Below are 23,779 nucleotides of genomic sequence, written 5' to 3'. Positions count from 1 at the left end.
TCGGGCGCGGCGCAATGCGGGGTGGCGGATGAGCCGCGTCACGTTCCGGTCGACCGAATCCGGCGATCGGCGGTGAGCGGCCGGTGCGAGGGGAGCCGGACGCGTCCTGTAGGCGAGAGGGTGGGCTTCCGGCCGCGCCGCCGCGGTCCGGTTCCGAACGGCCGCTTCGGGCGGCGCCGTCGCCGGGCACACGTCCACCACCCCCGGGGAACGGCACGGAGACCAACGATCACTAGGCTGGCGGCGTGAGCGGAACCGATTCGGGCGATGGCGACCGTGCGCGGCGGGCGCGGTCCTTCGGCACCGTCGCCGCCCTCTACGCCGAGCACCGCCCCGACTACCCGAGCGCCGCGCTGGCCTGGGCGCTGGAGCCGGTGCGCGACCGCGGGCCGCTGCGCGTGCTCGACCTCGCCGCGGGCACCGGCAAGCTGACCGAAACCCTGCTCGGGACCGCGGGCTCCGCCGTCCCGCGCGCCGGTTTCGTCACCGCCGTCGAGCCCGACGACGAGATGCGCGCCGAACTCGTGCGCCGCCTGCCCGGCGTGCGCGCGCTGCGCGGCACCGCGGAGGCGATCCCGCTGCCCGACGGCGGCGTCGACGCCGTCGTGGTCGGGCAGGCCGTGCACTGGTTCGACACCGAGCGCGCACTGCCCGAGATCGCCCGCGTGCTGGCCCCCGGCGGCGTGCTGGCCACCTTCAACAACTACGCCGACGACCTCCGCCACCCCTGGGTCGCCGAGTACGGCCGGCTCAGCCGCCACGACCAGATGCTGAGCATCCGCGGCGACGCCGTCCTGCTGCCGCCCCACCCGCTGTTCGACGGACCGGAACGGGCCGAGTTCGACCACCTCTTCCCCCGGACGGCCGACAGCCTGACCGAGACCGTCCGCACCCACTCGCGGCACGTCCTGCGCGACCCGGCCGAAGCGGCCGCCGTGACCGACCGGGTCCACTCCTTCCTGCGCGAGCACTCCGGCGGCGACGACGTGCCCTTCGACCTGCCGCTGGTCACCATCACCCTGCGCGGCGTGCGCCGGTAGCCGTGCGCCTGTTCACCGCCGTGCTGCCCTCCGGCGACGCCCGCGAGCACCTGCGCGCCGCGCTCGCCCCCGTACCGCGCGAGCCCGCGCGGCTGCGCTGGGCGGACCCCGACTGGTGGCACCTGACCGTCGCCTACTTCGGCGAGGTCGCGGACGAGCAGGTCCCCGAACTGGCGGCCCGCATCGCGGGCGCCGTGTCCCGCCACCCGCCGTTCACCGCGGCGATCGAGGGCGCCGGGCACTTCGGCGGCCGCGTGCTCTGGGCCGGACTCGCCGGCGAAGTCCCCGCCGCGCACGCGCTGGCCGGCGCCGTCCGCGAAGCGGCCATCCCGGCCGACGCGCGCAGGGACCTGCGCCCGTACCGGCCGCACATCACCCTCGCCCGCACCACCGACCGCGACCCGGCACCGCTCGACCGGCAACTCGCCGCCCTGTCCGGCTACCGGGGACCCGAGTGGCGCGCCACCGAGGTCCTGCTGGTGCGCACCAACCCGCAGCCGTCCCCGCAGGGACTCCCCCGCTACCAGGCCCTCGAACGCCTCCCACTCGCCACCGCGGGCTGAGCGGCCGGCGGTGCCACCGTCCGGACGGCGTGACGGGCCGGCGCTCCGCACGGTTCCGGGACGCGCGGAGACGCGCCCCGCCTGCCGGTGGCGCCGGCGTTCCGACGCGACGGCCCACTCAAGCGGACACGCCGCGCGGCCGCCTCGCGGCCGAGCGGCGTCCGCGTCCCATGGCACGGGCGCACCGGACGGCCGCGTCGGTCGGCGGCACGGGGCCCGCGTCCGTTCGGGCCGAGAGTAACGGCAGGACAACCCTTCCAAGGCCCGCATGGCGGAGCCCGGGGCCGGCGACCGGTCGAAGGTCGAGGACGAGGCACCCTCGATGTCCGCCGACCATTCCCATGCCGTGCCGCAGTTGAGCGGACCGCCGCATCCGACGGCTGAGAGTCGGCGGCGGCGGTCTGGATCCACTCCTCGCCGCACCGGCCCGTCCGCCGGGGCGGATCTCAGGTGCGAGGCCGCGAGACGGGGCCCGGCGCGGCGGCACCGGCCAGGACTGCGGCGCCGAGTGACTCCGGCGGGACGTCGTCGGTCCGAAGCCGCCGAGGGCCGGGAAAGGCACGCCGCTCGCGCCGGCGGCCGCGGCCCCCGGGCCGGATCAGGCCGCCGGGTCGGCGTCCTGCGGCACCGAGGCGGCCACCATCCGGCCGGAGCCGGTCGCCGTGACCGGGCCGTCGGCGGCGTCCAGGAAGGCCGAGGAGCCCCGTTCGAGCAGCAGTTCGCCGCCCGAGGACGAACGCAGCAGGGCGGCTCCGTCCAGGACCAGCACCACGGCGGGGCCGCCCTCGGGCAGGGTCTCGGGCACGGCGGCGTCCAGGTCGACGATCCGCAGCGCGAACTCCGCAGCGCCCGGGCGGTACTCCAGCCCGCCGGGGAGCTTCCGCGGCTCCACGTACGGCACCGGCAGCACCGCGAAGTCGACGACGTCGAGGAGTTCGGCGGGGTCGACGTGCTTGCCGGTCAGCCCGGCCCGCAGCACGTTGTCGGAGCCCGCCATGATCTCCACGCCGGTGCCCCGCAGGTAGGCGTGGACATTGCCGGCCGGCAGGAACAGCGCCTCCCCCGGGGCGAGGGTGACCAGGTTCAGCAGGAATGCCGCCACGGCGCCCGGGTCGCCCGGGTAGCGCTCGGCCAGCTCCGACACGCACCGGTCGTGGGCGTCTCCGGAGCCGGCGCCCAGCCGGGCCCGGCAGCCGTCGACGACCTGCGCCACCAGTCCGGCGCGGCCCTCCTCCGGCAGGGTCAGCAGCCGGGTGAAGGCCGCGCGGAGCGCGGCGTCGGGCCGCTCGGCGGCCAGGTCCTCGCGCAGCGCCGCCGCCAGCGGCGCGTCGAGTCCGGCGAGCGCTTCGCGCACCCGCGCGGGGTCGCGGAAGCCGCACAGCGCCTCGAAGGGCTCCAGCGCCACCACCATCTCCGGCTTGTGGTGGGGGTCGCGGTAGTTGCGGTGCGCAGCGTCGCGCGGCACGCCGGCGTCCTCCTCGGCGGCGTAGCCGGCGCGGGCGCGGGCCTCGTCGGGGTGCGCCTGCAGCGACAGCGGCTGCTCGGCGGCGAGCAGCTTCAGCAGGAACGGCAGCCGCGCGCCGAAGCGCTCGGCCGTGGCCGCGCCCAGCGTGCCCGCGGGGTCGGCCGCGATATAGGCGTCCAGCGGCTGGACGCCGCCCGGCACGTCGTCGCCGACCACCTCGCTCGGCGCCCCCGGATGCGCCCCCAGCCACAGCTCGGCCTGCGGCCCGCCGTCGGACTCGGCGCCGAGCAGCGCGGGAATGGCGGTCGGCGACCCCCATGCGTAGCGCCGGACCTGGTTCCGCAGCGGTCTCATGTTCCCGTCCGTCCCGCTCTGCCGCCCTCGTGCCCCCGCTGCCGGGAGCTCCCCGCCACGGCCAGCCTAACGATCCCCGTCCGCCCTGGATCCGGCGCCCGCCGTTCCGGCGGGCGCGCCCTGGACGCGTTTCGGTCGCCGGACGCGCGATCGACCGCCGCCCTCGCACGGCGCCGACCGCGGCGCGGTTAGGCTGGCGGGCTGTGCGAGCAGAACGGGACGCCGAACGTGAGCCGGCCGAACTGTGCGAGCTGGAGCTGCCGGCGGGCCCGTCGGGGGCGGTGCTGCGGGTGGCCTCCAGCGCGGCGGACCTCGCCACGGTCGTCCGGGGCCACCGCTGGGCGTTCCTGCTTGAGGACGGGGTGCCGCGCCCGGTGCCCGACCCGCCGCCCATGGTGCCCGACGCCGTCTTCGACCTCGCGTCGGTCACCAAGGCGGCCGCGACGACCGGCGCCGTGATGAGCCTGGTGGACGGCGGCGCGCTCGACCTGGACGCCCCGGCCGCCGACTGGCTGCCCGCGCTGCCGCCCGCCGTGCGCCTGCGCGACCTGCTCGAGCACCGGTCCGGGTTGCCGGAGTGGTGGCCGGTCTACCTGCTCGACGGCGTCTGCGGCCGCGATCCGCTGGAGGCCGTGGCCGAGCTGCCGCCGCGCCATCCGGTGGGGCAGGGTCGCCACTACTCCGACCTGGGCTTCATGCTGCTCGGCGGGATCGTGGCGCGTGCGTCCGGCCTCGACCTGCCCGCCGCCGCCCGCCGGCTCGCCTTCGAGCCGGCCGGGATGGCGGGCGCCCACTTCCGGCCGCGCGGCACGCCCGCCGACGCCGCGCTGCCGCTGGTCGCGACCGCGCACGGCGACGCCTACGAACGCCGCTCGATCCGGCGCGGCGAGCCCCACCCCGTGCAGGCCGACACGGACTCGTTCGCGGGCTGGCGCGAGCACACCCTGGTCGGCGAGGTGCACGACGGCAACGCCTGGCACGCCTTCGACGGCGTCGCCGGCCACGCCGGGCTGTTCGGCACCGCCGACGACCTGGTCGCCTTCGGCCGCGCCCTGCTCGCCTCCCTGCGCGGCACCGGCCCGTGGACGCCGCGCACCACCCAACACTTCCTCACCCCGGCCCGCTCCCCCGACCAGGCCCTCGGCTTCGCCCACTGGCCCGAGCAGCACGCCTTCGGCCACAGCGGCTTCACCGGCATCCGCTTCGCCGTCCTCCCCGAGCACGACCGCGTCGTCGCCCTGCTCACCAACCGCGTCCACGCCCCCGGCCTCGACTTCCCCGATCTCGCCCCGCTCTGGAGCGCCATCCTGTCCGGGGTCCGGGCGGGGTGCTGAGCGCTCAGCCCCCCGCCCCCTCCGCGATCCACGCGCGGGCCGCGGTGCGGCCGGACGGGGTGATGGTGTGGCCGCCGGGGTGCCAGGCGGTGGTGACGGCGGCGCCCCGGGCGGTGAGTTCGCGGACGAGGCCTTCGCTGGAGTCGAGTGGGGCCATGGGGTCCCGGCGGCCGTTGGCGAGGAGTGCGCGGGTGCCGGCGAGGTCGGTGTCCGGCGGGTCGGGCAGCGGCGACATGGCCGAGAAGAGCACGGCCTCGCGGAGCGCCTCCGGGTGGAGCAGCAGGGTGGCGGCGGCGATGTTGGCCCCGTTGGAGAAGCCGACCGCCACCAGCCGCCGGTCGTCCAAGGCGTAGCGGTAGCGGGCGGCGCGGATGAAGCCGGCCAGCCTGCGGGACTGCTTCACCACGTCCTCGAAGTCGAACACGCCCTCGGCCAGCCGCCGGAACCAGCGGGCGGCGCCGAACTCCGATACCGGGCCGGCCGGGGCGAGCAGTGCCGAGCGGGGGCTCAGCTCGCGGCCCAGGCCGAGGAGGTCGCCGGGACCGCCGCCGGTGCCGTGCAGGAGCAGCAGCACCGGCGCGTCGGGGGCGCCGTCGTGGAAGCGGTGGGAGAGCGGCAGCGCCGCGACGGGGCCGCTCATGTCCGCAGCCGGTCGGCGACGGCAGGGTCGTTCTCGTCCGGCAGGTCGAGCGCGGGCAGCAGCGCCTGGATGTCGTCGCGCTGCGGCTCCAGCCACGGCGGAAGCTTGAGCGCGCGCCCCAGTTCGAGCAGCGGCTCGTCGATGGCGAAGCCCGGCTCGTCGGTGGCCACCTCCAGCAGGGTGCCGGCGGGCTCGCGGAAGTAGATCGACCGGAAGTACTGCCGGTCGAGGATGGAGGTCACCCGCACGCCCTGGTCGAGCAGTTCGTCCCGCCAGGCCGCCTGCGTCGCCTGGTCGGGCGCGCGCCAGGCCACGTGGTGCACGGTGCCGGCCGCGACGAGTCCGCGCGGGGCGTCGGGGGTGACCAGGACGTCCACGAGCGCGCCGGGTCCGCCCTCGCCGGCGGCGTAGCGCAAGCGGTTGCCGTCGCGGCTCTGCGGGCGCAGGCCGAGGCCGTTGACGAGCATGTCGGCGGTGGCGTCCTCCTGGGCGACCGAGAGCGTCACCGAGTGCAGGCCGCGGATCGCGTGCTCGACCGGGACGAGGCCGTTGTCCCAGGGGGCGCGGTCGTCACCGCCGCCGTGGTGGCCGACCAGGGCGAGCACCAGGCCGTCGGGGTCGCGGAAGGTGAGCACGTCCTCCTCGTCGCGGCTCTCGACGGGATCGACGCTCACGCCGAGCCCTTCGAGGTGGCGCTGCCACCAGCCGATGGAGCTCTCAGGCACCGAGAACGAGGTGGTGGTCGCCTGGCCGTTGCCGAGGCGGCCGGTCGGGGTGCCGGGCCAGGGGAAGAAGGTCATCAGGCTGCCGGGGCGGCCGGCCTCGTCGCCGTAGTAGAGGTGGTAGGTGCCGGGGTCGTCGAAGTTCACCGTCTGCTTCACCAGGCGCAGCCCGAGGGCGCGCAGGTAGAAGTCGACGTTGCGCTGCGGGTCGCCGCCGATGGCGGTGACGTGGTGCAGTCCGCTGGTCGTGATGGACATCGCGGTCCTTCCGGTCGTGGATGCTCCGCTCGCTGCGAAGCTACCTCGTTAATATCTTCCACGCAAGATATATTCCAGGAAGTATTCTGGACGCTAGAGTATGAGCCCGGACACGGGAACGGGGGCGGAGCGATGGCGGCACGGGACGCGCTCGACGACGACGAGGTCGTCACCTGGTGGGGGCTGGTCATCGAGGGCTACCTGGCCACCCAGGAGCGGCTGCTCGGCGAGATCGCCGAGCGCTTCGACCTGGCACCGGCTCCCTTCGACATCCTGCTGCGGCTGGTGCGCTCCCCCGAGCAGCGGATGCCGATGAGCCGGCTGGCCCGTGAGGCCGCGCTCACCAGTGGCGGCTTCACCAAGGTCGCCGACCGGATGGTCAAGGCGGGCCTGATCAGGCGCGAACCGTGCGAGACGGACCGCAGGGTCGTCTACGCCGCGCTGACCGAGCACGGCCGGCAGGTCGCCGACGAGGTCCGCGCGGCCACCGCCGACATCGTGCGCCGCACCGTCCTGGAGCCGCTCGGCACCGCCGAGGCCGCCGCCCTCGCCGCCGCCATGCGCACCCTCCGCGCGGCCAATGGCGACGGTGACCCTGACACGGGGCGCTGAGCTGGTCGTCGGGCCTTCGTTCCGGCATGGTCGCGGGTCCGGTCTGCTGCTGTTCGCGAAGCGTCTACAGCAGCCACCTTTACGACGTAGATCATTAACGTGGACTCGCCCTCCCCTTCACCGAATTCCGCCCTCCCCCACCATGGGGCTGACGTCGACACGGGGCGCGGTCCAGGCTCCCCCGCCTCGGTCGCCCGGACCGACCGGACCCGCCAGGTCCTGACGGCCCGGCCGTCGCGGGCGCCGTCGCGCCAGGAGGCGAGGACGCGTCTGCGGCGATGCACCGTCCGGGGTCGCGGTCGGCCGGATTCCGGCACCACGCCCCCGCGCCCGTCAGCGGGCGCAGGCGTCCGCGCGTTCCCGCACCACGATCCCCCGCACCGGCCGAAGCCGGACCCTCGACGGTGCGGCCAGGTGTCGCGGGCCCGTCGCCCACGTCGTTCCGGCAGCGTCACGGGGTCCGCGTGCGCGCGCCGTTCCGCCACCCCGCCCCCGAAGGCCCGCCGGCCGGGCGACCGAGCCGGAGCGGCGCGGTCCCGGCGCCGCCGGGACGGGCCCTCAGATGCGCAGGCCGAGGCGGGCGATCGGCTCCAGCAGTTCCTCCTCCTCGTAGTCCAGGTGGGAGAGCAGCTGCTCGGCCAGGGTCTCGGTCTCGCGGCGGACGGTGTCGAGGCTGTCGGGGTCGGCGACCATGCCGACCAGGGCGGCGTCCAAGCGGACCAGGATGTCGGCGATGACCTCGTGCTCCTCGCTGAGCCGGTCCAGCACCGGGCCGAGCTCGGCGTCGCGGACGCGCAGCCCGGTGAACATCTGCTCGTCCTCGATGGTGTGGTGCAGGGTGAGCATCCGGCAGTACGAGGCGCAGAACGCGCCCACGGACCAGTAGTTCTGCCGCATCGTCATCCGGTTGATCAGCGAGCGCGCCGACGCCGGATCGGCGTGCCCGGCGGCCAGCTGCTCGACGACGCCGCGGATCTGCTCCAGCTCGGACCGCAGATGGTCGTGGATCTGCACCAGGTGCTGGGCGTTCGCCCGGCCCGCGGCGCTCGCCGGCGCGTCCGCGCGGCGCGGGGCGCGCGGACGGGTGGCCGGGTCCAGGACGGGCGGGTGGCCGGCGGTTCGCTCGGCCGGGGCCAGGTCCGCCTGGACGTCCGCCGGCTCGACGGGGGTGCCTCGCTCGGCCGCGACGGCCGCGCGCACGGCCGGCGCCACCTCCTCGGCGAAGCGGCGCAGGTCGGACTCTGCCGCCGCGCCCGGGCCGAGGATGAAGCCGCTCACGCCCTGCTCCAGGGCCAGCTCCGCGAGCTGCTCAACCCACAGCGCGGGCGGTCCCTGCAGGAAGCCGCCGGAGCGGCCGGTGAAGCCGCCCGCCACGTTGTACCAGCGGCGGATGTCGGCCGGATCGCGTCCGGCCTCCTCGGCGGCGGCGTCGATGATCGCCGCCATCCCGGGCAGCACCTCGGGCGCGGCGTACATCGAGCTGGGGATCCAGCCGTCGGCGAGACGGCCGGTCAGCCGCAGCATGCGCCGCTTGTAGGAGCCGACCCAGATGCCGACGGGGTGCGCGGGCACCGGCCCGGGCCGCGCGCCGTCGAGCGTGTAGTGCCGGCCGTGCATCCGCACCGGCTCACCGGGCGTCCACAGCGACCGGATGACGCCGATGGCCTCCTCCAGCGCCTCGATCGACTCCCCCGGCCCGCGCGCCGGACCGCCCATGGCGGCCACCCCGTCGGGGAAGGCGCCGGCGCCCAGCCCGAGTTCCACCCGGCCGCCGCTGAGCACGTCGAGCGAGGCGGCGGCCCGCGCCAGCACGGCCGGCGGGCGCAGCGGCAGGTTCACGACGTCGGGGAAGAGCACGATGCGCTCGGTCTGCCCGGCCAGTGTCGACAGCAGCGTCCAGGTGTCGAGGAAGTTCGGCTGGTACGGATGGTCCTGGACGCCCAGGATGTCCAGCCCGGCGGCGTCGGCGAAGCGCGCCAGTTCGACGGTGCGCTTGGGCTGCCGGGCGTCGGGCGCGACGAACGCGCCGAACAGCAGGGGGTGTCCGTGGTCGGTCATGCTCGGCTCCGGTCGGTAGTGGCGGAAGGACGTGGACGGGGGTCGGCCGCCGCCCGCTCAGGGCGGGCGGCCGGGTGCGCGCACCGGCGGCGGGGAGACGCACCGACCGGCACGGAGGGGCTGCGGCCTGCGGGAACCTTGGACGGTGCGGAAGGGCGCCGGCTCAGGCGACGATCCGACGACGCGGAACGGCACCGGCCGGCACGATCGGCCGAGGGCACCGGAGTGTGTGCGCGCGTACGGCTCGCCGAGGGCACGCGAGCGCGTGAACACGCGCGACCGACCGGAGGTCCGGAGCCGCGCGGAAACGCCCGGCCCGCCGACGACCTGAGTCCGTGCGCGGCTCCGATGGCACGGCGGGCACGGACCCACGGGTGGGGCCGGCGGCAAGCAGCTGCGGTAGGCGGTGCGATCGTCCCGGGAACGCGCAGGCGAGGGCGTGAACCATCACGACGCGACTCCCGCTCCGAGCGGCCGCCGACAGCCGCGTGCGGACCCGATTCCACGCCGTGCGGACTCCGGACGGGCCCCTGGACCACGCGTCGCCCGCCTCCCGTGCCGTCGGCTACACCGTTCTCAGCACCGACATGCGGCCGCACCGACCGGTGCGGCGGCCGGGCGCGACGAGCGTTGAGCGGCCGCCCGGCCGACAACGGCGCCCTCATGACCCGCCGTCCGCGGCGGAGCCGTTGTCGGCCGCGGCGCCGGTGCGGAGCCATTCATGGCCCCAGGCGGTGATGGCCGCCAGGACCGGGGCGAGCGCGGCGCCCTTGGGCGTGAGGGCGTAGCTGACGCGGACGGGCGGCCCGGCGTCGACCTCGCGCACCAGCAGCCCTTCGGCCTCCAACTCGCGCAGCCGCTGCGACAGCATCGTGTCGCCGACCTCCGGAATGCGCCGCTTCAACTCCCGGTAGCGCAGCGGCCCGGCCGACAGCGACTGCAGTACCGCCCCGTTCCACCGCCGCCCGATCAACTCGACGGCCGCATGGAAGTACGCGCAGACGGCGGCGTCGTGCCCCGGGTGCCCCTCGGACGGCTCGCCCATCGCCCACCTCGCTACGAAATCCTCATCTACTACGGAAAGTGTAGTAGACAGTGGAGCACTCCCGTACCGGTCCGCAGCGCGATGGGATCCACCGCACACGGCCGCGCTCCGGGCGGATCGCCGCCGTTCCGGCGGCCCCGCGCGGGGGCGGCCGGAACGATTCGAAGAAACCGCTGGTACCGCGCACGCACTCGGGTCCGTGCCGACGCACGACGCCGCCGGAACAGGGTGAGGGCGAGTACGCCGGCACACGGGTGCCGAACGCGGCACCGTGGACGTCCGCACGCGACGGAGGCGGAGAAGCGGCGCCGCTACCAGCGCGACGCTGCCGACGTCACCACCGCGCGGCCGTCCGCGCCGCCGAAGGGCCGAACCGGACGATGCGGCCAGGCCCGGACGCGCCGCCGGGCGACGAGCGCGTCACCGCGGTGTCCGATGGATGTACGACACGACGGTCAGCGACTCGTCCTCGATCTCCCACGGCGAGATCCAGCGCAGGCGCCCGCCTTTCGCCCGCGGAGGATCGGCGGCGCGGTCCAGTGCGATGGAGTGCACGACGGCGAGAGCGTTGTCAGGAGCGAACCGGCGCTGCGCCTCCACCTCCGCCCGCGTCAGCACGACCTGACGGCCTTCGGAGACCGTGCCCTTGACCTCGACGTGCAGCCGCTCGGCACCACGCGTCAGCAGAAGATCGAAGGACCTGCTCCGACTGACGTCCTCGACGAGCCACCCTTGCGCCGCACATGCCGCCGTCACGGTGGCCATGGCATGCGCCTCCACGGCCCGCCTCTCCCCGGCCGTGAGCCGGAAGCCCTGACCGCCCGCCCGTCCCCCGGCTCGACCGGCGGTCGACTCGGCGGCGTCCAGCGCCTCGACCACTTCGAGGACCGCGTCACCCGGCACGTAGGACTCGTCACCGGCCCGGTACAGGACGTCGAGCAGTTCGGCCATGAACCGGACGTCCGCGGCGAGAGCCTGCTCGTCGGGAACGGCGTCACGCCGGTACTCGATGGCCACGACGTTCCCGGCCTCGTACCCGCTCCCGAGCTTCGACCGGTTGACACTGAGGTCGATATCAGGCCGCCGCGGCGATGGCGTCGAACTCCGCGTCGCTGAGGTCGACTCCGGCCGCGGCGACGTTCTGCTCCAGATGCGCCACCCGCGAGGTGCCCGGGATCGGCAGCATGACGGGCGAGCGCCGCAGCAGCCAGGCCAGCGCGAGCTGGGCGGGAGTGGCGCCTCGGCGCCGCGCGGCGGCCGCGAGCGGTCCGCCCGGCTGGGCCAGCGCCCCGGTTGCCAGCGGGAACCACGGGATGAACGCGATGCCGTGGCGCTCGCAGTAGGCCAGGACGTCCTCGGCACCGCGCTCGGCGACGTTGTAGAGGTTCTGCACCGAGACGATCGGCACGACCCGCTCGGCGGCCCGCAGCTGGTCGACGGAGACCTCCGACAGCCCGACGTGCCGGATCTTGCCCTGCTCGCGCAGCTCCGCCAGCGCCCCCAGCTGGTCGGCCAGCGGCACCCGGTGATCGATCCGGTGCAGCTGCAGCAGGTCGATGCGGTCCAGCCCGAGGTTGCCCAGGCTCAGCTCCACCTGCCGCCGCAGGTGGTCGGGACGCCCGTTCACCCGCCAGTCGCCCGGCCCCGGCCGGGTGAACCCGGCCTTCGTCGCGATCACGACCTCGTCGGCGTACGGATGCAGCGCCCGCTTGAGCAGCCGCTCCGCCACGTACGGCCCATAGGAGTCGGCCGTGTCGAAGAAGGTCACCCCCAGCTCCACCGCCCGCCGCAGTACCCGCACCGCCTCATCGGGATCGTCCGGCTCCCCCCAGACCCCCGGCCCGGTGAGCTGCATCGTCCCGTACCCGAGCCGCACCACGGACAGCTCCCCACCCAGCGAGAAGGTCCCCGACCCCTCAGCCCGCACCACGTCCACACTCGCCTCCGTTCACCGACCGGTTCTGCCAGCCTGCCGTATCCGCCTGATGGCGCGGCGGGCGCCCCCTTTGAGAGGTCTCCGATCAACACAAAACGCGGCTGCTTCCAGTTCACTCCAGATTGGCTCCAGATCGGCCGCTCAAAGGGTTCAGGGCAAAAGAAAGAGGGGCGCTTAAGCGCCCCTCACCTGCAATTTTTCGCTGTCGGGATGACAGGATTTGAACCTGCGACCCCTTGACCCCCAGTCAAGTGCGCTACCAAGCTGCGCTACATCCCGATCGCTCGGGCCCGTGGGCCCTTGCTGGATAAACCTTACCGTACTCGCGGGGTGCGACGTGCACGATTATGGGGTGGTCTCGAGGCGTCTGAGGTGGGCGTCGGCGGCTTCCAGGGCGGTCTCGGGGTAGACGGCGATGCCGTGGGCGCGCAGGAGGGCGGTGGTGGCGCCGGTGCCGGCGGTCTGGGTGCCGGTGAAGGTGCCGTCGTAGACGCGGGTGGCGGCGCAGGAGGGGCTGCCGTCCTTGAGGACGGCGATGGCGGCGTTGTGGCGGCGGGCGGCGGCGAGGGCGTCGTGGGCGCCGGCGACGAACGGGGCGGTGACGTCCTCGCCCGCGGCGGTGCGGATGCGGGCGGTGCCGGCCAGGACGGCCGCCGCGTCGGCGCCCGGTTCGATCTCGGCGGGCGGGCGGGGCACCGGGAGGCCGCCGGCGATCTCCGGGCAGACGGGGACCAGGCGGCCCTCGGCGCGCCAGCGGGCCAGGATGTCGTGTTCGACCGGCTTGGCGCGGCCGTCGTAGCGCACCGGGCGGCCGAGCAGGCAGGCACTGACGAGGACGCGTCGCACGGTGCTCTCCTCTCGACGGCGGCGCGGCGGCCGCTCCGCTTGCGAGCGTACCCGCGGGCCGGCATCCGTCCACGCCGCACCGCGGGCTCGCAGCCTCCCGCCGCACTCACGGGCCGGCACCCCTCCGTGCCGCACCCGTGAGCCGGAGTCCGTGGCGCACGCGGTCGGGCAGGCCAGGGCCGGCCTCGTGACCGCCGTTCGGGCGGGCTCGGCCGCGAATGACGCGCCGTGCGGCGGTCAGGCCATGGACGGCACCGGTCGCGACCGGATGCCTTGGACCGGCCACACGGCCCCGTCATGCGGCCGGAGACCGGACGCGCAGTGCGTCCTGTGTGGGGGGCAGGCCGAACTGGCGGCGGTACTCGCGGCTGAACTGCGAAGGGCTCTCGTAGCCGACCGCGTAGGCGGCGCCGGCCACGTCGCCGGGATCGGCGATGAGGAGCGCGCGGGCCTCCTGGAGGCGGATCCGCTTCTGGAACTGGAGCGGGCTCGTCGTGGTCACCGCGGCAAAGGAGCGGTAGAACGACGACGGGCTCATCGCCGTCATCCGCGCGAGCTCGTCGATCCGCAGCCGCTCGGCATAGTGCTCGCGGATCCAGTGGACGGCGCGGCGGATCCGGCTCGTCCTGCTGTCGGCGAGACCGAGCTGCCGCAGCGCGGCCCCGTGCTCGCCGGAGAGCAGCAGCCAGAGGAACTCGCGCTCGATGAGCGGTGCGAGGACGGCGAGGTCCCGCGGGCGGTCGATGAGCCGCAGCAGCCGGGTGGCGGCGTCGGCGAGTTCCGGCGTGAGCCGGCCGACCGAGAGGCCCGGCTCGGCGTCCCGCCCGGTGGGCGGGAGACCCGCCGCCGCGGGCAGCGTCAGCAGCTCGGCGATGAGCGCGGGGCGTAGGGCGAGGCCGAACCCGAGCGCGGGGTGCTCGGGGGTGGCCTGGGAGAAGTAGCCGGACACCGGCATGTCGACGGAGGCGACCAGGTACTCGCCGGGACCGTAGTCGTAGTCGTGCCTACCGAACTCGAGGTGCTTGGTGCCTTGCACGATCATCGCGAACACGGTGCCGGTGGCGGACAGGTTCGGAGCACCCGGCTCCTCGGCGCGGGCGATGGTGAAATCCCCCCATACCCGTCCGACACCGGCCCGGGTATTGCGGTCGATGAGCGCGCGCGGTTCACTCAGGTCCATGGCCGCATCCCATCACGAGGCCGGGCGGCGGCCACCCGATCGCGTGCCAAGTCGGGAGGATCGGGCAAGGGTTCGGCCGAAAGCGTCTATGGCCTCCACGGTCCCGGCTGGCTTCATGGAGTACATGAACGTCACCTACGGATTCGCGTCGACCATGACCGCCAAGCCCGGCCGCGGCGACGAGCTCATCGAGCTGCTCCGCCTCGGCCTCGCCGAGGGCCGGCCCGCCACGAGCGAGCACTGCCTCGTCTACCTCTTCAGCCGGTCCGCCTCGAACCCCGACGTCGCCCACGTCATCGAGGGCTGGACGAGTGAGGAGGACCACCGTCGGGTCTTCGCGGGCGAGGCGGCGCAGGCGATCGTCGCGCGCTTCGCGGACCTCCTCGCCGAGGAGCCGGAGTACACCGATCTCACGCCCGTGGGCGGCAAGGCGGTCGTGTGATGGGCGCCGCGGCCCTTCCGCCGGGCCCGGGGACCGACCCCGAGCTCGCGGCCCTCCTCACGGCGATGCCCGCGATGCCACCGCTGAGCGCGGAGACGCTGCCGATGTTCCGGTCCCACGCGAGGTCCCGCGTCGAGCCCCTGCTGGAGGGCCGCCGCGTCGAGCGGCGCGAGGTCGCCGTCCGGGGCCGTGACGGGCACGACCTGGCGATGACGGTCATCGCGCCGGACACCGGGTCCGACCGCCCGCCCTCCGCCTGCGTGCTGTGGCTGCACGGCGGCGGCATGGTGATGGGCGACCGCTTCGCCCAGCTGGACATCCCGCTGGAGTGGCTCGACGAGCTCGGCGTCGTCGTCGCCTCGATCGAGTACCGGCTGGCGCCCGAGGCGACCGGCACGGCCCTGGTCGAGGACGCCTTCGCCGGGCTCGCCTGGATCGCCGGGCACGCGGCGGAGATCGGCGCCGACCCTGCCAGGACCGTGGTGGCCGGGACGAGCGCGGGCGGCGGGATCGCCGCCGGACTCGTGCTCCTCGCCCGCGACCGGGGGGTCCCGGTCGCCGCGCAGCTCCTCGTCTGCCCGATGCTCGACCACCGCAACCGCACCGTGTCGAGCCGGCAGTTCGCCGGCCCGGGCGTGTGGTCGTGCGAGGAGAACGCCTTCGGCTGGTCCTCGGTCCTCGGAGGCGCCGGCCCGGCGGCCGTGTCGCCCTACGTCTCCCCGGCCGTCGCCACCGACCTGTCGGGACTGCCCACCACCTACCTCGACGCCGGATCGGCGGAGGTCTTCCGCGACGAGGTCGTGGACTACGCGAGCCGCGTCTGGGCCGCGGGCGGCCAGGCCGAGCTGCACGTCTGGGCCGGCGGCTGCCACGGCTTCGACTCGCTGCACCCGGGTGCCGCGCTCTCGGTGTCGGCCCGCCGCGCGCGCCTGGACTGGCTCCGGCGAACGCTGTCCGCCTGAACGCGGTGCCCCGCCCGGCCGCGTGGCGGGGCGGGGCACCGCGTCAGCGGTCGGGAACGCGGGCGCGGGAGACCTGCGAACGCGGCGAGCGGCGGCACCCGGTGTGCGCGGAGCCGGGCGAACCGGTGCTCACGATCCGCGCGGCGTGCGCGAGGCCCCGGGACGAGTACGCGGACGAAGAGAGCACGGGCGGGAGGGCGTCGGCCCGGAGGGTCCGCCCGGACCCGTCCCGCCGGTGCGGTCACAGGGCGTACCCTCCGGACACCTGGATGTCCTGGCCGGTGATCCAGCCGGCGTCGTCGGAGGCGAGGAAGGCGATGACCTTGCCGATGTCCTCTGGCTCGCCGAGGCGGCCGAGCGTGGTCCTCCCCGCGATGGCGCCGATGATCTCCGGGTGGCGTTCGAAGGCGTCGTCGGCGATCCTCGTGCGCGTCGGGCCGGGAGCGACCGAGTTCACCCGGATGCCGCGCGGGCCGAGTTCCTTGGCGAGGTAGCGCGTGGCGGTGATGAGCCCGCCCTTCATCGCCGCGTACGCCGAGTAGCCGGGCTCGGTGTCGCCGGGGCGCACCGAACTGCTCGACGTGTTCACGATCGACGCCCCGTCCGCCAGGAGCGGCAGCAGTGCCTGGGTGAGAAAGTATGGCCCCTTGAGCAGGACGTTGTAGTAGCGGTCGAAGTGCTCGCCGGTGATCCCAGCGAAGGCGGCGCCGCCGCCGAAGCCCGCGTTGTTCACCAGCGCGAAGATCTCCGACGTGCCCCAGACCGCCGCGATCCGGTGCGAGACGGCGCCGACGAAGTCGGGGATCGACGCGGTCCGGCCGATGTCGAACGGCAGCGCGACCGCCTGCCCGCCTTCTCGCTCGATCTGTTCCACGGCCTCGTCGGCGCCCTCGGGGTGCGAGCGGTAGGTCAGGACGACGCCGAAGCCCCGGCGGGCGAGCTGCACCGCGGCGCCGCGGCCGATGCCCGCGCTCGCGCCGGTGACGACGGCGATCCGGGCGGCAGGAGTATCAGTCATGCCTCTATGCAAGCCGGTCGGACCCCGGAACACCTAGGCCGATCCGCTCCGGTCCCTGCCTGTTCCTCTCACGGGCGGACGCCCGTGCGGGATGCCGCGGCGCCTCGGGGCCAGTGGTCGCCCGAGGGGCGCGCTCCGGTCTCGGGACGCGCCCCGGGCGGGACCGGTGGGCCGCCGCCGGCCCGTCAGGTGTGCCAGTCGGGGCGGACGCTGCCCTTGGACGCCTTGGCGGCGCCGGCGCCGGTCTTCTTCTCGCGGATGCGCATGGTGAGGTGGATCGGGGTGCCTTCGAAGGAGAAGGACTCGCGCAGCCGGCGCTCGAGGAAGCGGCGGTAGTTCTCCTCGAGGAAGCCGGTGGTGAAGAGGACGAAGTGCGGCGGGCGGGTGCTCGCCTGGGTGATGAAGAGGATCTTGGGCTGGCGGCCGCCGCGCACGGGGGGCGGGGTGGCGGCCACGACCTCCTTGAGCCAGGTGTTGAGGGGGCCGGTGGAGATGCGGGTGGACCAGCCGGCCAGGCTCTGCTCGATGGCGGTCGACAGGCGCTCGACGCGGCGGCCGGTGCGGGCGGAGAGGTTGACCCGGGGCGCCCACGAGACGCGGCTGAGCTGGCGGTCGATCTCGCGTTCGAGGTAGTAGCGGCGGTCGTCGTCCAGGACGTCCCACTTGTTGAAGGCGAGCACGAGGCCGCGGCCGGCGTCGACGACCTGGTTGACCACGCGGATGTCGGCGTCGGTCAGCGGCTCGCTGACGTCGAAGAGCACCACGGCGGTCTCGGCGCGCTCCAGCGCGGTCATGGTGCGCATGGTGGCGTAGTAGTCGGCGCCCTGCAGCTCGCGGTAGCGGCGCCGGATGCCGGCGGTGTCGATGAAGACGTAGGTGCGGCCGTCGAGCTCGATCAGCTCGTCGACGGGGTCGCGGGTGGTGCCGGCCACGGAGTCCACGACGACGCGGTCCTCGCCGGCCAGCCGGTTCAGCAGGCTGGACTTGCCGACGTTGGGCCGGCCCAGCAGCGCGACGCGGTGCGGGCCGCCGGGCTCGGTCTCGATGCGCTCGGGGGGCGCGTCGGGCAGGGCGCGCAGCACGGCGTCGAGCAGATCGCCGCTGCCGCGGCCGTGCAGGGCGCTGACGGGGTAGGGCTCGCCCACCGAGAGGTTCCACAGCGCGTAGGCGTCGGCCTCGTTGTGGGCGCCGTCGACCTTGTTGGCGGCGAGCACGACGGGGCGGTCGGAGCGGCGCAGCACGCGGGTGACGGCCTCGTCGGCGTCGGTGAGCCCGACGGTGGCGTCGACCACGAACAGCACCACGTCGGCGGTGGCGACGGCGAGTTCGGCCTGGTTGGCGACCATGGCCTCCAGGCCGCTCGCGTCGGCCACCCAGCCGCCGGTGTCGACCAGGGTGAAGCGGCGCCCGCGCCAGCTGGCGTCGTAGGGCACCCGGTCGCGGGTGACGCCGGGGACGTCCTCGACCACCGCTTCGCGGCGGCCCAGGATGCGGTTGACCAGCATGGACTTGCCGACGTTCGGGCGGCCGACCACGGCCACCACGGGTACGGGCGCCTCGGCGGCGACCGCCCCGGGCAGGTCCTCGGGGCCGGGCTCCGCGCCGCCCGGGCCCTCGTGGATCGACTCGCTCATCGCCGTACCGCCTTGTCCGCCAGTCGCAGCACCTCGTCGACGACCTCCTGCAGCGACAGCACCGTGGAGTCGATCTCCACGGCGTCGTCGGCCTTGGCCAGCGGCGAGGTGGCACGGGTGGAGTCGATGCGGTCCCGGCGGGCCAGCTCGGTGCGGGTCAGCGCCACCGTGGTCGCCGGGTCGGCGTCCAGCTCCTTCGTCCGGCGTTCGGCCCGGGCGTTCTCGCTCGCCGTCAGGTACACCTTCAGGGTCGCCTCAGGTGCAACCACACTGCCGATGTCGCGTCCTTCCATGACGATGCCCGCCCCATCCCGGCGGGCCTCGCCGATGATCCGCCGCTGGAGGTCGACCAGCCGGGCGCGCACCTCGGGTACGGCGCTGACCAGGCTCACGGCGTTGGTGACCTCGCGGGTGCGGATCGGCTGGGCCACGTCCGTACCGTCGACCCGGATGGCCGGCGCGTCGGGATCGGTGCCCATGGCGATGTCGGGCTCCCCGGCCCGCGCCGCGACCGCGGCGGGGTCGTCGACGGGGACGCGGTGCTGGATCATCCACCACGTCATGCCCCGGTACATCGCGCCGGTGTCGAGGTAACGCAGCCCCAACGCGCGTGCCACCCCGCGGGCCGTGCTGGACTTGCCCGACCCCGACGGCCCGTCAACGGCGATGACGAGCGCGCTGTCGGCTGGACCCGCGTTCACGCTGGCTACCTCTTCCCCGGGGATCCCCCGCACCGGTGCCGTGCTGCTCCTGGTGTGTTCGGGGGCTTGTCGCATTCCCATCCAGGGATCGAGACTACCCCGGCGGCGCCGCTCCCCGGACCAGGCCGCCGTCGCGCGCCCTCCGGGCGCTCAGGCGTGCACGGACCAGCCGCCGTCGCGCAGCGCGGCGCCGAGCCGCCCGGCGGCCTCGGGGCGCACGTGCAGGACGGCGACGCCCACGGGCAGCCCCGGGGAGTGCTCCAGCCGCACGTCCTCGATGTTCACGCCCGCGTCGCCGGCCGCGCCGAACAGGCGGGCCAGCGCGTTGGGCTCGTCGGGGATCACCACGGGCACCAGCGCGTAGGCGGGCGCGGGCCCGCCGTGCTTGCCGGGGATCCTGGCCCGCCCGGCCGCGCCCCGCCGCAGCAGGGCGTCGAGGCCCTCGGGGTCGGCGGCGCGCAGCGCCGCGGCCAGCGCGGCGAGGTCGGCGGCGAGCGCCTCGACCACGTCGGCCACCGGGGCGGCGTTGCGGGCGAGGATGTCGGTCCACAGGCCGGGGTCGCCGGCCGCGATCCGGGTGACGTCGCGGACTCCCTGCCCGGCCAGGCCGAGCGCGGTGTCGTCGGCCTCGGCGAGGCGGGCGGCCACCGCGGCGGCGGCGACGTGGGGGGCGTGGGAGACGAGCGCGACGGCGCGGTCGTGCACCTCGGCGTCGACCACGACGGGCTCGGCGCCGCAGGCGCGGGCCAGGTCGGCGACGGCGGCCAGCGCGGCGGCGTCGGTCTTGGGGGCGGGGCACAGCGCCCAGGGGCGGCCCAGGAAGAGGTCGGCGCGGGCGGCGCCGGGGCCGCGCAGCTCGCGGCCGGCCATGGGGTGGCCGGGGACGAAGGTGGCGAGGTCGCAGCCGTGCTCGGCGGCCTCGGCCAGCGGTCCGGCCTTGACGCTGGCGGCGTCGGTGTAGGTGTGGGCGAGCTGGCGGTCCTGGGCGGAGCGCAGCACCGCGGCGACGGCGGCGGGGGGCACCGCGATGAGGGCGACGTCGGCCGGGCGGTCGGGCGGGTCGGCGCGCAGCGGCGCCCCGGCGCCGAGGTCGGCGGCGAGCCGCAGGGTGGCGGGGTCGGCGTCGTCCAGCCACACGCGCACACCGCGCTCGCGCAGCGCCAGGGCGACGGAGGTGCCGATCAGCCCGGCCCCCAGCACGACCACCCGCTCAAGTGCCACCGCGCTCGCCCACTTCCCGTCCGGTCTCCGCGTCGTCCCAGGGTACCGGCGAGTTTGACACTGCAATGATGACAGTGTCACAATGGCGGCATGCAAACGACCTGGACGATCGGCGAGCTGGTCGAGGCGGCGGCGGGCGCGCTGGCCGACGCGGCCGGGAGCGCCGCGCGGCCGAACGGCCGGGTCAGCGACCTCCCCAGCGAGCGGCTGATCCGCTGGTACACCACGACCGGCCTGCTGGACCCTCCGCTGTCGCGCCGGGGCCGGCAGGCCCGCTACGGCCGTCGCCACCTGCTGCAGCTCGTGGCGGTCAAGCGCCTGCAGAGCGAGGGGCGCAGCCTGGCCGAGATCCAGCAGGCGCTGGCCGGGGCCACCGACGAGTCGCTGGCCCGCACGGCCGGGCTGCCCGCCGACGGCGCGCCGCCCGAGGCCCGCGCCCCCGACGACCGGCCCGCCCCCGGGCGCTTCTGGACCACCCGCCCGGCCGAGGCCGCGGCTGAGGCCGCCGCCGGCATGGCCGGCGCCCTCAGCGGCTCCGGGGCCGCCCTGGGCTACGCCGTGCCGCTCGCCCCGGGCGTCACCCTCGCCGTCACCGGCGCTCCCCGCTCCCCCGCCCCCGAGGAGCTCGCCGCGCTGGCCGGCGCGGCCGCGCCACTGCTCGACCTGCTCGCCCGCCATCAGCTGTCCGCACCGCCCGCCGCCGATCCGAGGAGCCCGTCGTGACCCTACGCATCCACCCGCTGAGCACCGAGCGCGCGGCCGCTCCGCTGCCCGACGCCGGCCTGGGCGCGCTGCGCACCGAGGCGGGCAACCTCCCCCTGGACTCCGTCGACGTGCGGGCCCGCCTCACCCTGGCCGGGCTGACCGCCGGGGTGGAGGTGCGCCAGACCTTCCGCAACCCGCACGACCGCACCCTGGAGGCCGCCTACGTCTTCCCGCTGCCCGACCGCGCCGCCGTCACGGCGCTGCGGATGCGCACCGGCGGCCGCGTGGTCGACGGGCGGCTGGCCGAGCGCGAGGAGGCGAGGCGCGCCTACACCGCCGCGCTCGACGAGGGCCGCACCGCCTCCATCGCCGAGGAGGACCGGCCCGACGTGTTCAACCTGCGCGTCGGCAATATCGCGCCCGGCGCGTCCGTCACCGTCGACCTCAGCCTCAGCCAGCCGCTGGGCTATGCCGACGACGCCGCCGAGTTCCGGTTCCCGCTGGTCGTGGCGCCCCGCTACATCCCCGGCGCGCCGATCGACGGCCCCGCCGCCGGCGAGGGCACCGCGCCCGACACCGACGCGGTCCCCGACGCCTCCCGGATCACCCCGCCGGTGCTGCTGCCCGGCTTCCCGAGCCCGGTGCGGCTCTCGCTCAGCGTGGAGATCGAGCCTGGCGCGGCTCCCCCGCGCGAGGTGCAGAGCAGTCTGCACGAGCTGCTGAGCGGCGAGACCGACGAGAGCACCGGCCTCAGCGTGTTGCGGCTGCGCCCCGACGAGCGGCTGAACCGCGACTTCGTCCTCAGGCTGGTGCTGGCCGAGGCCGACCGCCCGGCCACCTCCGCCGTGCTGGTCCCCGACGGCGACCGGCCGGCCGGTGCCGAGGGCCCCGAGGGCGAGGGCACCTTCGCGCTCACCGTGCTGCCGCCGGCCGAGTCGGCGGCGGGGCGCCGCCCGCGCGCGGTGGTGCTGCTGCTGGACCGCTCGGGCAGTATGCGCGGCTGGAAGATGGTGGCGGCGCGGCGCGCCGCCGCGCGGATCGTGGACACCCTGTCGGCGGCGGACCGCTTCGCGGTGCTCGCCTTCGACCACGCGGTCGAGCGCCCGCCCGCGCTGCCCGAGGGCCTGGTGCCCGGCGGCGACCGCGAGCGCTTCCGCGCCGTGGAGCACCTGGCGCGGCTGGAGGCGCGCGGCGGCACCCAGATCGCGGCGCCGCTGGGCGAGGCGGTCCGGCTGCTGGCCGCCGCGCCCGACGACGGCGCCGACCGGGTGCTGGTCGTGGTCACCGACGGACAGGTCGGCAACGAGGACCAGGTGCTCGACCGCTTCGGCGCCGAGCTGCGCCGGCTGCGGGTGCACACCGTCGGCATCGACCGCGCCGTCAACAACGGCTTCCTCGGGCGGCTGGCCGCGCTCGGCGCCGGCCGCAGCGAGCTGGTGGAGTCCGAGGACCGGCTGGACGCGGTGATGGAGCGGATCCACCGGCGCATCGGCGCCCCGCTGGTGACCGACCTGGAGCTGACCGCCGAGGGCCTGGAGCAGGTGCCCGGCACCCTCGCCCCCGAGCCCGTGGGCGCGCTCTTCCCCGGCGTCCCGGTCACCGTGCGCGGCCGCTGGCGCGGCGCGCCGCCGGACGGGTCGCGCGTCCGGCTCGGCCTGCGCGGCACGGCCGCCGACGGCAGCCCGTGGCGGGCCGATGCCGTGGCCGCCGTCTCCGACGCGCCCTCGGCGGCCGCCGTGTGGGCGCGGGCGCACCTGCGCGATCTGGAGGACCGCTACACGATCGGCTCCTCCGGGCGGGGCGCCCCGGTCGACCTGGGCGAGCTGGAGCGGCGCATCGTGCGCACCTCGCTGGGCTCCGGGGTGCTCTGCCGCTTCACCGCCTTCGTCGCCGTCGACCCCGAGGTGACGGCCGAGGGCGGCCCCGAGCACCGCGTGGTGCAGCCGGTCGAGCTGCCCGAGGGCTGGGAGGCGCCCGGGATGCTGCTGGCGGGACCGGCGCCTGCGGCGGGAGCGGGGGGCACCGCGCGCATGGCGCTGCGCGCCGGTATGGAGCGGGCGGAGGCGCACAGCGACAAACTCGACCTGCCCGACTTCTTGGCGGCCGGTCCGCCGGAGCCCGGGGCGGCGCGGCAGCGCGCCGTGCCGCGGGCGAAGGGCTTCGGCGCGGCGGCGCCGGGCCGCGCCCGGCCCGCGCCCGCCCCGGTCGGCTACGGCGGGCCGGCGCCCGCCGGCCCGGGGCTGCTCGCGCTGATCGGCGAGGAGGCCGAGCGGCTGCGCACCGCCCGCCCGGCCGGCGAGCGCGAACGGGCCGAGATGCTGGCCGACCTCGGCACCCGGCTGCGCACCCTGCTGTCCGATCGCACCACGGTCGCCGGCCCCGTCCGCGACCGGCTGGAGCCGCTGCTGGCGGAGCTGGAGCGCTGCGACGGCCCCGAGCGGCCCGCGGGGGCGGCCCTGGTCGAGCTGTGGGAACGCACCGTACGGCTGCTCAGCGAACTGGCCCAGGGCGCGGGGCCCGCACCGGAGCCCGAGGGTCCGCGGGAGGGGGGCGGTCCGCGCCGCCCGTTCTGGAAGCGGGGCTGAGGCTCCCGCGCCGGTCGGCGGCCGCAGGGCCGTCGACCGGCGGCGCGGGGCGCGCTACTGGGCGATGTCGAGCCGCAGCGCCCGCGCGCCGCGCAGGTAGACGTGCTGGAGATCGGCGCGCGGCCGGTCGGTCTCGATATGGGCGAGCAGCCGCACCACCCGGGGCAGCGCGTCGGGCACCGCGATCTCCACCGAGCAGATCAGCGGCACGTCGGTGAAGCCGAGCTTCCTGGCCGCCAGGGCGGGGAACTCCGAGGTGAGGTCGGGGGTGGCGGTGAAGAGCACGCTGATCACGTCGTCGGTGGACAGCTCATTGCGCGCCATCACCTCGCCGATGAGCTCGGCGGTGGCCTCCTGGACCAGACCGCGCTCGTCCGCGTCCACCTGGGTGGCTCCGCGGATCGCCCGTACCGCCACGTCACATCCCTTTCGTCGCCCGCTCGTCCGCGTCCGGTCCG

The 23,779-nt window shown here is 75.7% G+C and carries 22 protein-coding genes and 1 tRNA gene; 8 read left to right on the top strand and 15 right to left on the bottom strand.

Annotated elements, in window-relative coordinates:
- The first annotated feature begins 245 nt into the window (after positions 1-245).
- The gene (locus CLV72_RS14685; RefSeq protein WP_106246032.1) at positions 246-1,040 is read left to right on the top strand and encodes a class I SAM-dependent methyltransferase; all 795 of its coding nucleotides are present in this window, start codon (positions 246-248) and stop codon (positions 1,038-1,040) included.
- A 2-nt stretch (positions 1,041-1,042) separates the two neighbouring features.
- Entirely contained in the window at positions 1,043-1,603 is a 561-nt protein-coding gene (gene thpR / locus CLV72_RS14680) for an RNA 2',3'-cyclic phosphodiesterase (RefSeq protein ID WP_106246029.1), read from the top strand.
- A 598-nt stretch (positions 1,604-2,201) separates the two neighbouring features.
- Here thpR and manA read toward each other — a convergent pair.
- Positions 2,202-3,422: a mannose-6-phosphate isomerase, class I gene (gene manA, locus CLV72_RS14675; RefSeq protein ID WP_106246027.1), complete on the bottom strand. Its 1,221-nt coding sequence runs from the start codon at positions 3,420-3,422 to the stop codon at positions 2,202-2,204.
- A 203-nt stretch (positions 3,423-3,625) separates the two neighbouring features.
- Here manA and CLV72_RS14670 point away from each other — a divergent pair, with 203 nt between their 5' ends.
- Positions 3,626-4,756 carry a serine hydrolase domain-containing protein gene (locus tag CLV72_RS14670; RefSeq protein WP_170140982.1) on the top strand — a complete coding sequence of 377 codons (1,131 nt, stop codon included), beginning with the start codon at positions 3,626-3,628 and terminating at the stop codon, positions 4,754-4,756.
- Between the two features lie 4 nt (positions 4,757-4,760).
- Here the strand turns inward: CLV72_RS14670 and CLV72_RS14665 are convergent, their stop codons facing one another.
- Positions 4,761-5,396 (bottom strand): alpha/beta hydrolase, encoded by a 636-nt coding sequence (locus tag CLV72_RS14665; protein WP_106246022.1) that lies wholly within the window; start codon positions 5,394-5,396, stop codon positions 4,761-4,763.
- Positions 5,393-6,376: a ring-cleaving dioxygenase gene (locus CLV72_RS14660; RefSeq protein WP_106246019.1), complete on the bottom strand. Its 984-nt coding sequence runs from the start codon at positions 6,374-6,376 to the stop codon at positions 5,393-5,395. The genes CLV72_RS14665 and CLV72_RS14660 overlap by 4 nt, the downstream gene beginning before the upstream one ends.
- A gap of 132 nt (positions 6,377-6,508) precedes the next feature.
- Between CLV72_RS14660 and CLV72_RS14655 the strand changes: the two genes are divergently transcribed.
- Entirely contained in the window at positions 6,509-6,988 is a 480-nt protein-coding gene (locus tag CLV72_RS14655; RefSeq protein ID WP_106246017.1) for a MarR family winged helix-turn-helix transcriptional regulator, read from the top strand.
- A 558-nt stretch (positions 6,989-7,546) separates the two neighbouring features.
- Here the strand turns inward: CLV72_RS14655 and CLV72_RS14650 are convergent.
- The 7 genes from CLV72_RS14650 to CLV72_RS14620 form a co-directional block, all read right to left on the bottom strand.
- A complete protein-coding gene (locus tag CLV72_RS14650; protein ID WP_106246014.1) occupies positions 7,547-9,046 on the bottom strand; it encodes an LLM class flavin-dependent oxidoreductase in 1,500 nt (499 codons plus the stop codon).
- Positions 9,047-9,707: 661 nt separating this feature from the next.
- Positions 9,708-10,091 carry a winged helix-turn-helix transcriptional regulator gene (locus tag CLV72_RS14645; protein ID WP_106246011.1) on the bottom strand — a complete coding sequence of 128 codons (384 nt, stop codon included), beginning with the start codon at positions 10,089-10,091 and terminating at the stop codon, positions 9,708-9,710.
- A 420-nt stretch (positions 10,092-10,511) separates the two neighbouring features.
- Positions 10,512-11,165 carry a protein NO VEIN domain-containing protein gene (locus CLV72_RS32225; protein ID WP_245930259.1) on the bottom strand — a complete coding sequence of 218 codons (654 nt, stop codon included), beginning with the start codon at positions 11,163-11,165 and terminating at the stop codon, positions 10,512-10,514.
- A 1-nt stretch (position 11,166) separates the two neighbouring features.
- Complete coding sequence (locus tag CLV72_RS14635; protein ID WP_106246006.1) at positions 11,167-12,027, bottom strand: aldo/keto reductase; 861 nt, start codon at positions 12,025-12,027, stop codon at positions 11,167-11,169.
- Positions 12,028-12,232: 205 nt separating this feature from the next.
- A tRNA-Pro gene (locus CLV72_RS14630) sits at positions 12,233-12,306 on the bottom strand.
- A gap of 66 nt (positions 12,307-12,372) precedes the next feature.
- Positions 12,373-12,873 carry a 2-thiouracil desulfurase family protein gene (locus CLV72_RS14625; RefSeq protein WP_106246004.1) on the bottom strand — a complete coding sequence of 167 codons (501 nt, stop codon included), beginning with the start codon at positions 12,871-12,873 and terminating at the stop codon, positions 12,373-12,375.
- A 295-nt stretch (positions 12,874-13,168) separates the two neighbouring features.
- A complete protein-coding gene (locus CLV72_RS14620) occupies positions 13,169-14,053 on the bottom strand; it encodes an AraC family transcriptional regulator (protein WP_106246002.1) in 885 nt (294 codons plus the stop codon).
- A 115-nt stretch (positions 14,054-14,168) separates the two neighbouring features.
- Here CLV72_RS14620 and CLV72_RS14615 point away from each other — a divergent pair, with 115 nt between their 5' ends.
- A complete protein-coding gene (locus tag CLV72_RS14615) occupies positions 14,169-14,495 on the top strand; it encodes a putative quinol monooxygenase (RefSeq protein WP_245930210.1) in 327 nt (108 codons plus the stop codon).
- A gap of 65 nt (positions 14,496-14,560) precedes the next feature.
- The gene (locus CLV72_RS14610; protein WP_245930209.1) at positions 14,561-15,457 is read left to right on the top strand and encodes an alpha/beta hydrolase; all 897 of its coding nucleotides are present in this window, start codon (positions 14,561-14,563) and stop codon (positions 15,455-15,457) included.
- Between the two features lie 241 nt (positions 15,458-15,698).
- On the opposite strand, the gene CLV72_RS14605 is transcribed toward CLV72_RS14610, so the two are convergent.
- The 4 genes from CLV72_RS14605 to CLV72_RS14590 all read right to left on the bottom strand — a co-directional run bounded on the left by CLV72_RS14605 (position 15,699) and on the right by CLV72_RS14590 (position 20,031).
- Positions 15,699-16,475, bottom strand: coding sequence for an SDR family NAD(P)-dependent oxidoreductase (locus tag CLV72_RS14605; protein ID WP_106245998.1), 777 nt, complete (start codon positions 16,473-16,475; stop codon positions 15,699-15,701).
- Between the two features lie 185 nt (positions 16,476-16,660).
- On the bottom strand, positions 16,661-18,109 hold the full coding sequence (gene der / locus CLV72_RS14600; protein WP_106245996.1) for a ribosome biogenesis GTPase Der: 1,449 nt from the start codon (positions 18,107-18,109) through the stop codon (positions 16,661-16,663).
- Complete coding sequence (gene cmk, locus CLV72_RS14595) at positions 18,106-18,810, bottom strand: (d)CMP kinase (protein WP_245930208.1); 705 nt, start codon at positions 18,808-18,810, stop codon at positions 18,106-18,108. Before cmk ends, der begins: the two co-directional genes overlap by 4 nt.
- Before the next feature lie 150 nt (positions 18,811-18,960).
- Positions 18,961-20,031 carry a prephenate dehydrogenase gene (locus CLV72_RS14590; protein ID WP_106245991.1) on the bottom strand — a complete coding sequence of 357 codons (1,071 nt, stop codon included), beginning with the start codon at positions 20,029-20,031 and terminating at the stop codon, positions 18,961-18,963.
- Between the two features lie 90 nt (positions 20,032-20,121).
- Here CLV72_RS14590 and CLV72_RS14585 point away from each other — a divergent pair, with 90 nt between their 5' ends.
- Both CLV72_RS14585 and CLV72_RS14580 read left to right on the top strand, forming a co-directional pair.
- Positions 20,122-20,754, top strand: coding sequence for a helix-turn-helix domain-containing protein (locus CLV72_RS14585; protein WP_106245989.1), 633 nt, complete (start codon positions 20,122-20,124; stop codon positions 20,752-20,754).
- Positions 20,751-23,321, top strand: a complete 2,571-nt coding sequence (locus CLV72_RS14580) for a VIT domain-containing protein (RefSeq protein WP_106245986.1) — start codon at positions 20,751-20,753, stop codon at positions 23,319-23,321. The genes CLV72_RS14585 and CLV72_RS14580 overlap by 4 nt, the downstream gene beginning before the upstream one ends.
- A 54-nt stretch (positions 23,322-23,375) precedes the next feature.
- Here CLV72_RS14580 and aroH read toward each other — a convergent pair whose 3' ends face one another.
- Positions 23,376-23,738 carry a chorismate mutase gene (aroH, locus tag CLV72_RS14575; RefSeq protein ID WP_106245984.1) on the bottom strand — a complete coding sequence of 121 codons (363 nt, stop codon included), beginning with the start codon at positions 23,736-23,738 and terminating at the stop codon, positions 23,376-23,378.
- Positions 23,739-23,779 lie beyond the last annotated feature (41 nt).

The sequence above is a fragment of the Allonocardiopsis opalescens genome (assembly GCF_003002095.1).
GTDB classification, from domain to species: domain Bacteria; phylum Actinomycetota; class Actinomycetes; order Streptosporangiales; family Streptosporangiaceae; genus Allonocardiopsis; species Allonocardiopsis opalescens.
The sequence above is the reverse complement of the archived record's forward strand: the minus strand, read 5'-3'. Positions and strand labels throughout refer to the sequence as shown.

Coding starts and splice junctions, on each gene's coding strand:
- CLV72_RS14650 (WP_106246014.1), bottom strand. CDS start 9,046: ATGACCGACCACGGACACCCCCTGCTGTTCGGCGCGTTCGTCGCGCCC.
- manA (WP_106246027.1), bottom strand. CDS start 3,422: ATGAGACCGCTGCGGAACCAGGTCCGGCGCTACGCATGGGGGTCGCCG.
- CLV72_RS14665 (WP_106246022.1), bottom strand. CDS start 5,396: ATGAGCGGCCCCGTCGCGGCGCTGCCGCTCTCCCACCGCTTCCACGAC.
- CLV72_RS14605 (WP_106245998.1), bottom strand. CDS start 16,475: ATGACTGATACTCCTGCCGCCCGGATCGCCGTCGTCACCGGCGCGAGC.
- CLV72_RS14645 (WP_106246011.1), bottom strand. CDS start 10,091: ATGGGCGAGCCGTCCGAGGGGCACCCGGGGCACGACGCCGCCGTCTGC.
- CLV72_RS14585 (WP_106245989.1), top strand. CDS start 20,122: ATGCAAACGACCTGGACGATCGGCGAGCTGGTCGAGGCGGCGGCGGGC.
- CLV72_RS14620 (WP_106246002.1), bottom strand. CDS start 14,053: ATGGACCTGAGTGAACCGCGCGCGCTCATCGACCGCAATACCCGGGCC.
- CLV72_RS14615 (WP_245930210.1), top strand. CDS start 14,169: ATGGAGTACATGAACGTCACCTACGGATTCGCGTCGACCATGACCGCC.
- CLV72_RS14660 (WP_106246019.1), bottom strand. CDS start 6,376: ATGTCCATCACGACCAGCGGACTGCACCACGTCACCGCCATCGGCGGC.
- CLV72_RS14610 (WP_245930209.1), top strand. CDS start 14,561: ATGCCCGCGATGCCACCGCTGAGCGCGGAGACGCTGCCGATGTTCCGG.
- CLV72_RS14655 (WP_106246017.1), top strand. CDS start 6,509: ATGGCGGCACGGGACGCGCTCGACGACGACGAGGTCGTCACCTGGTGG.
- der (WP_106245996.1), bottom strand. CDS start 18,109: ATGAGCGAGTCGATCCACGAGGGCCCGGGCGGCGCGGAGCCCGGCCCC.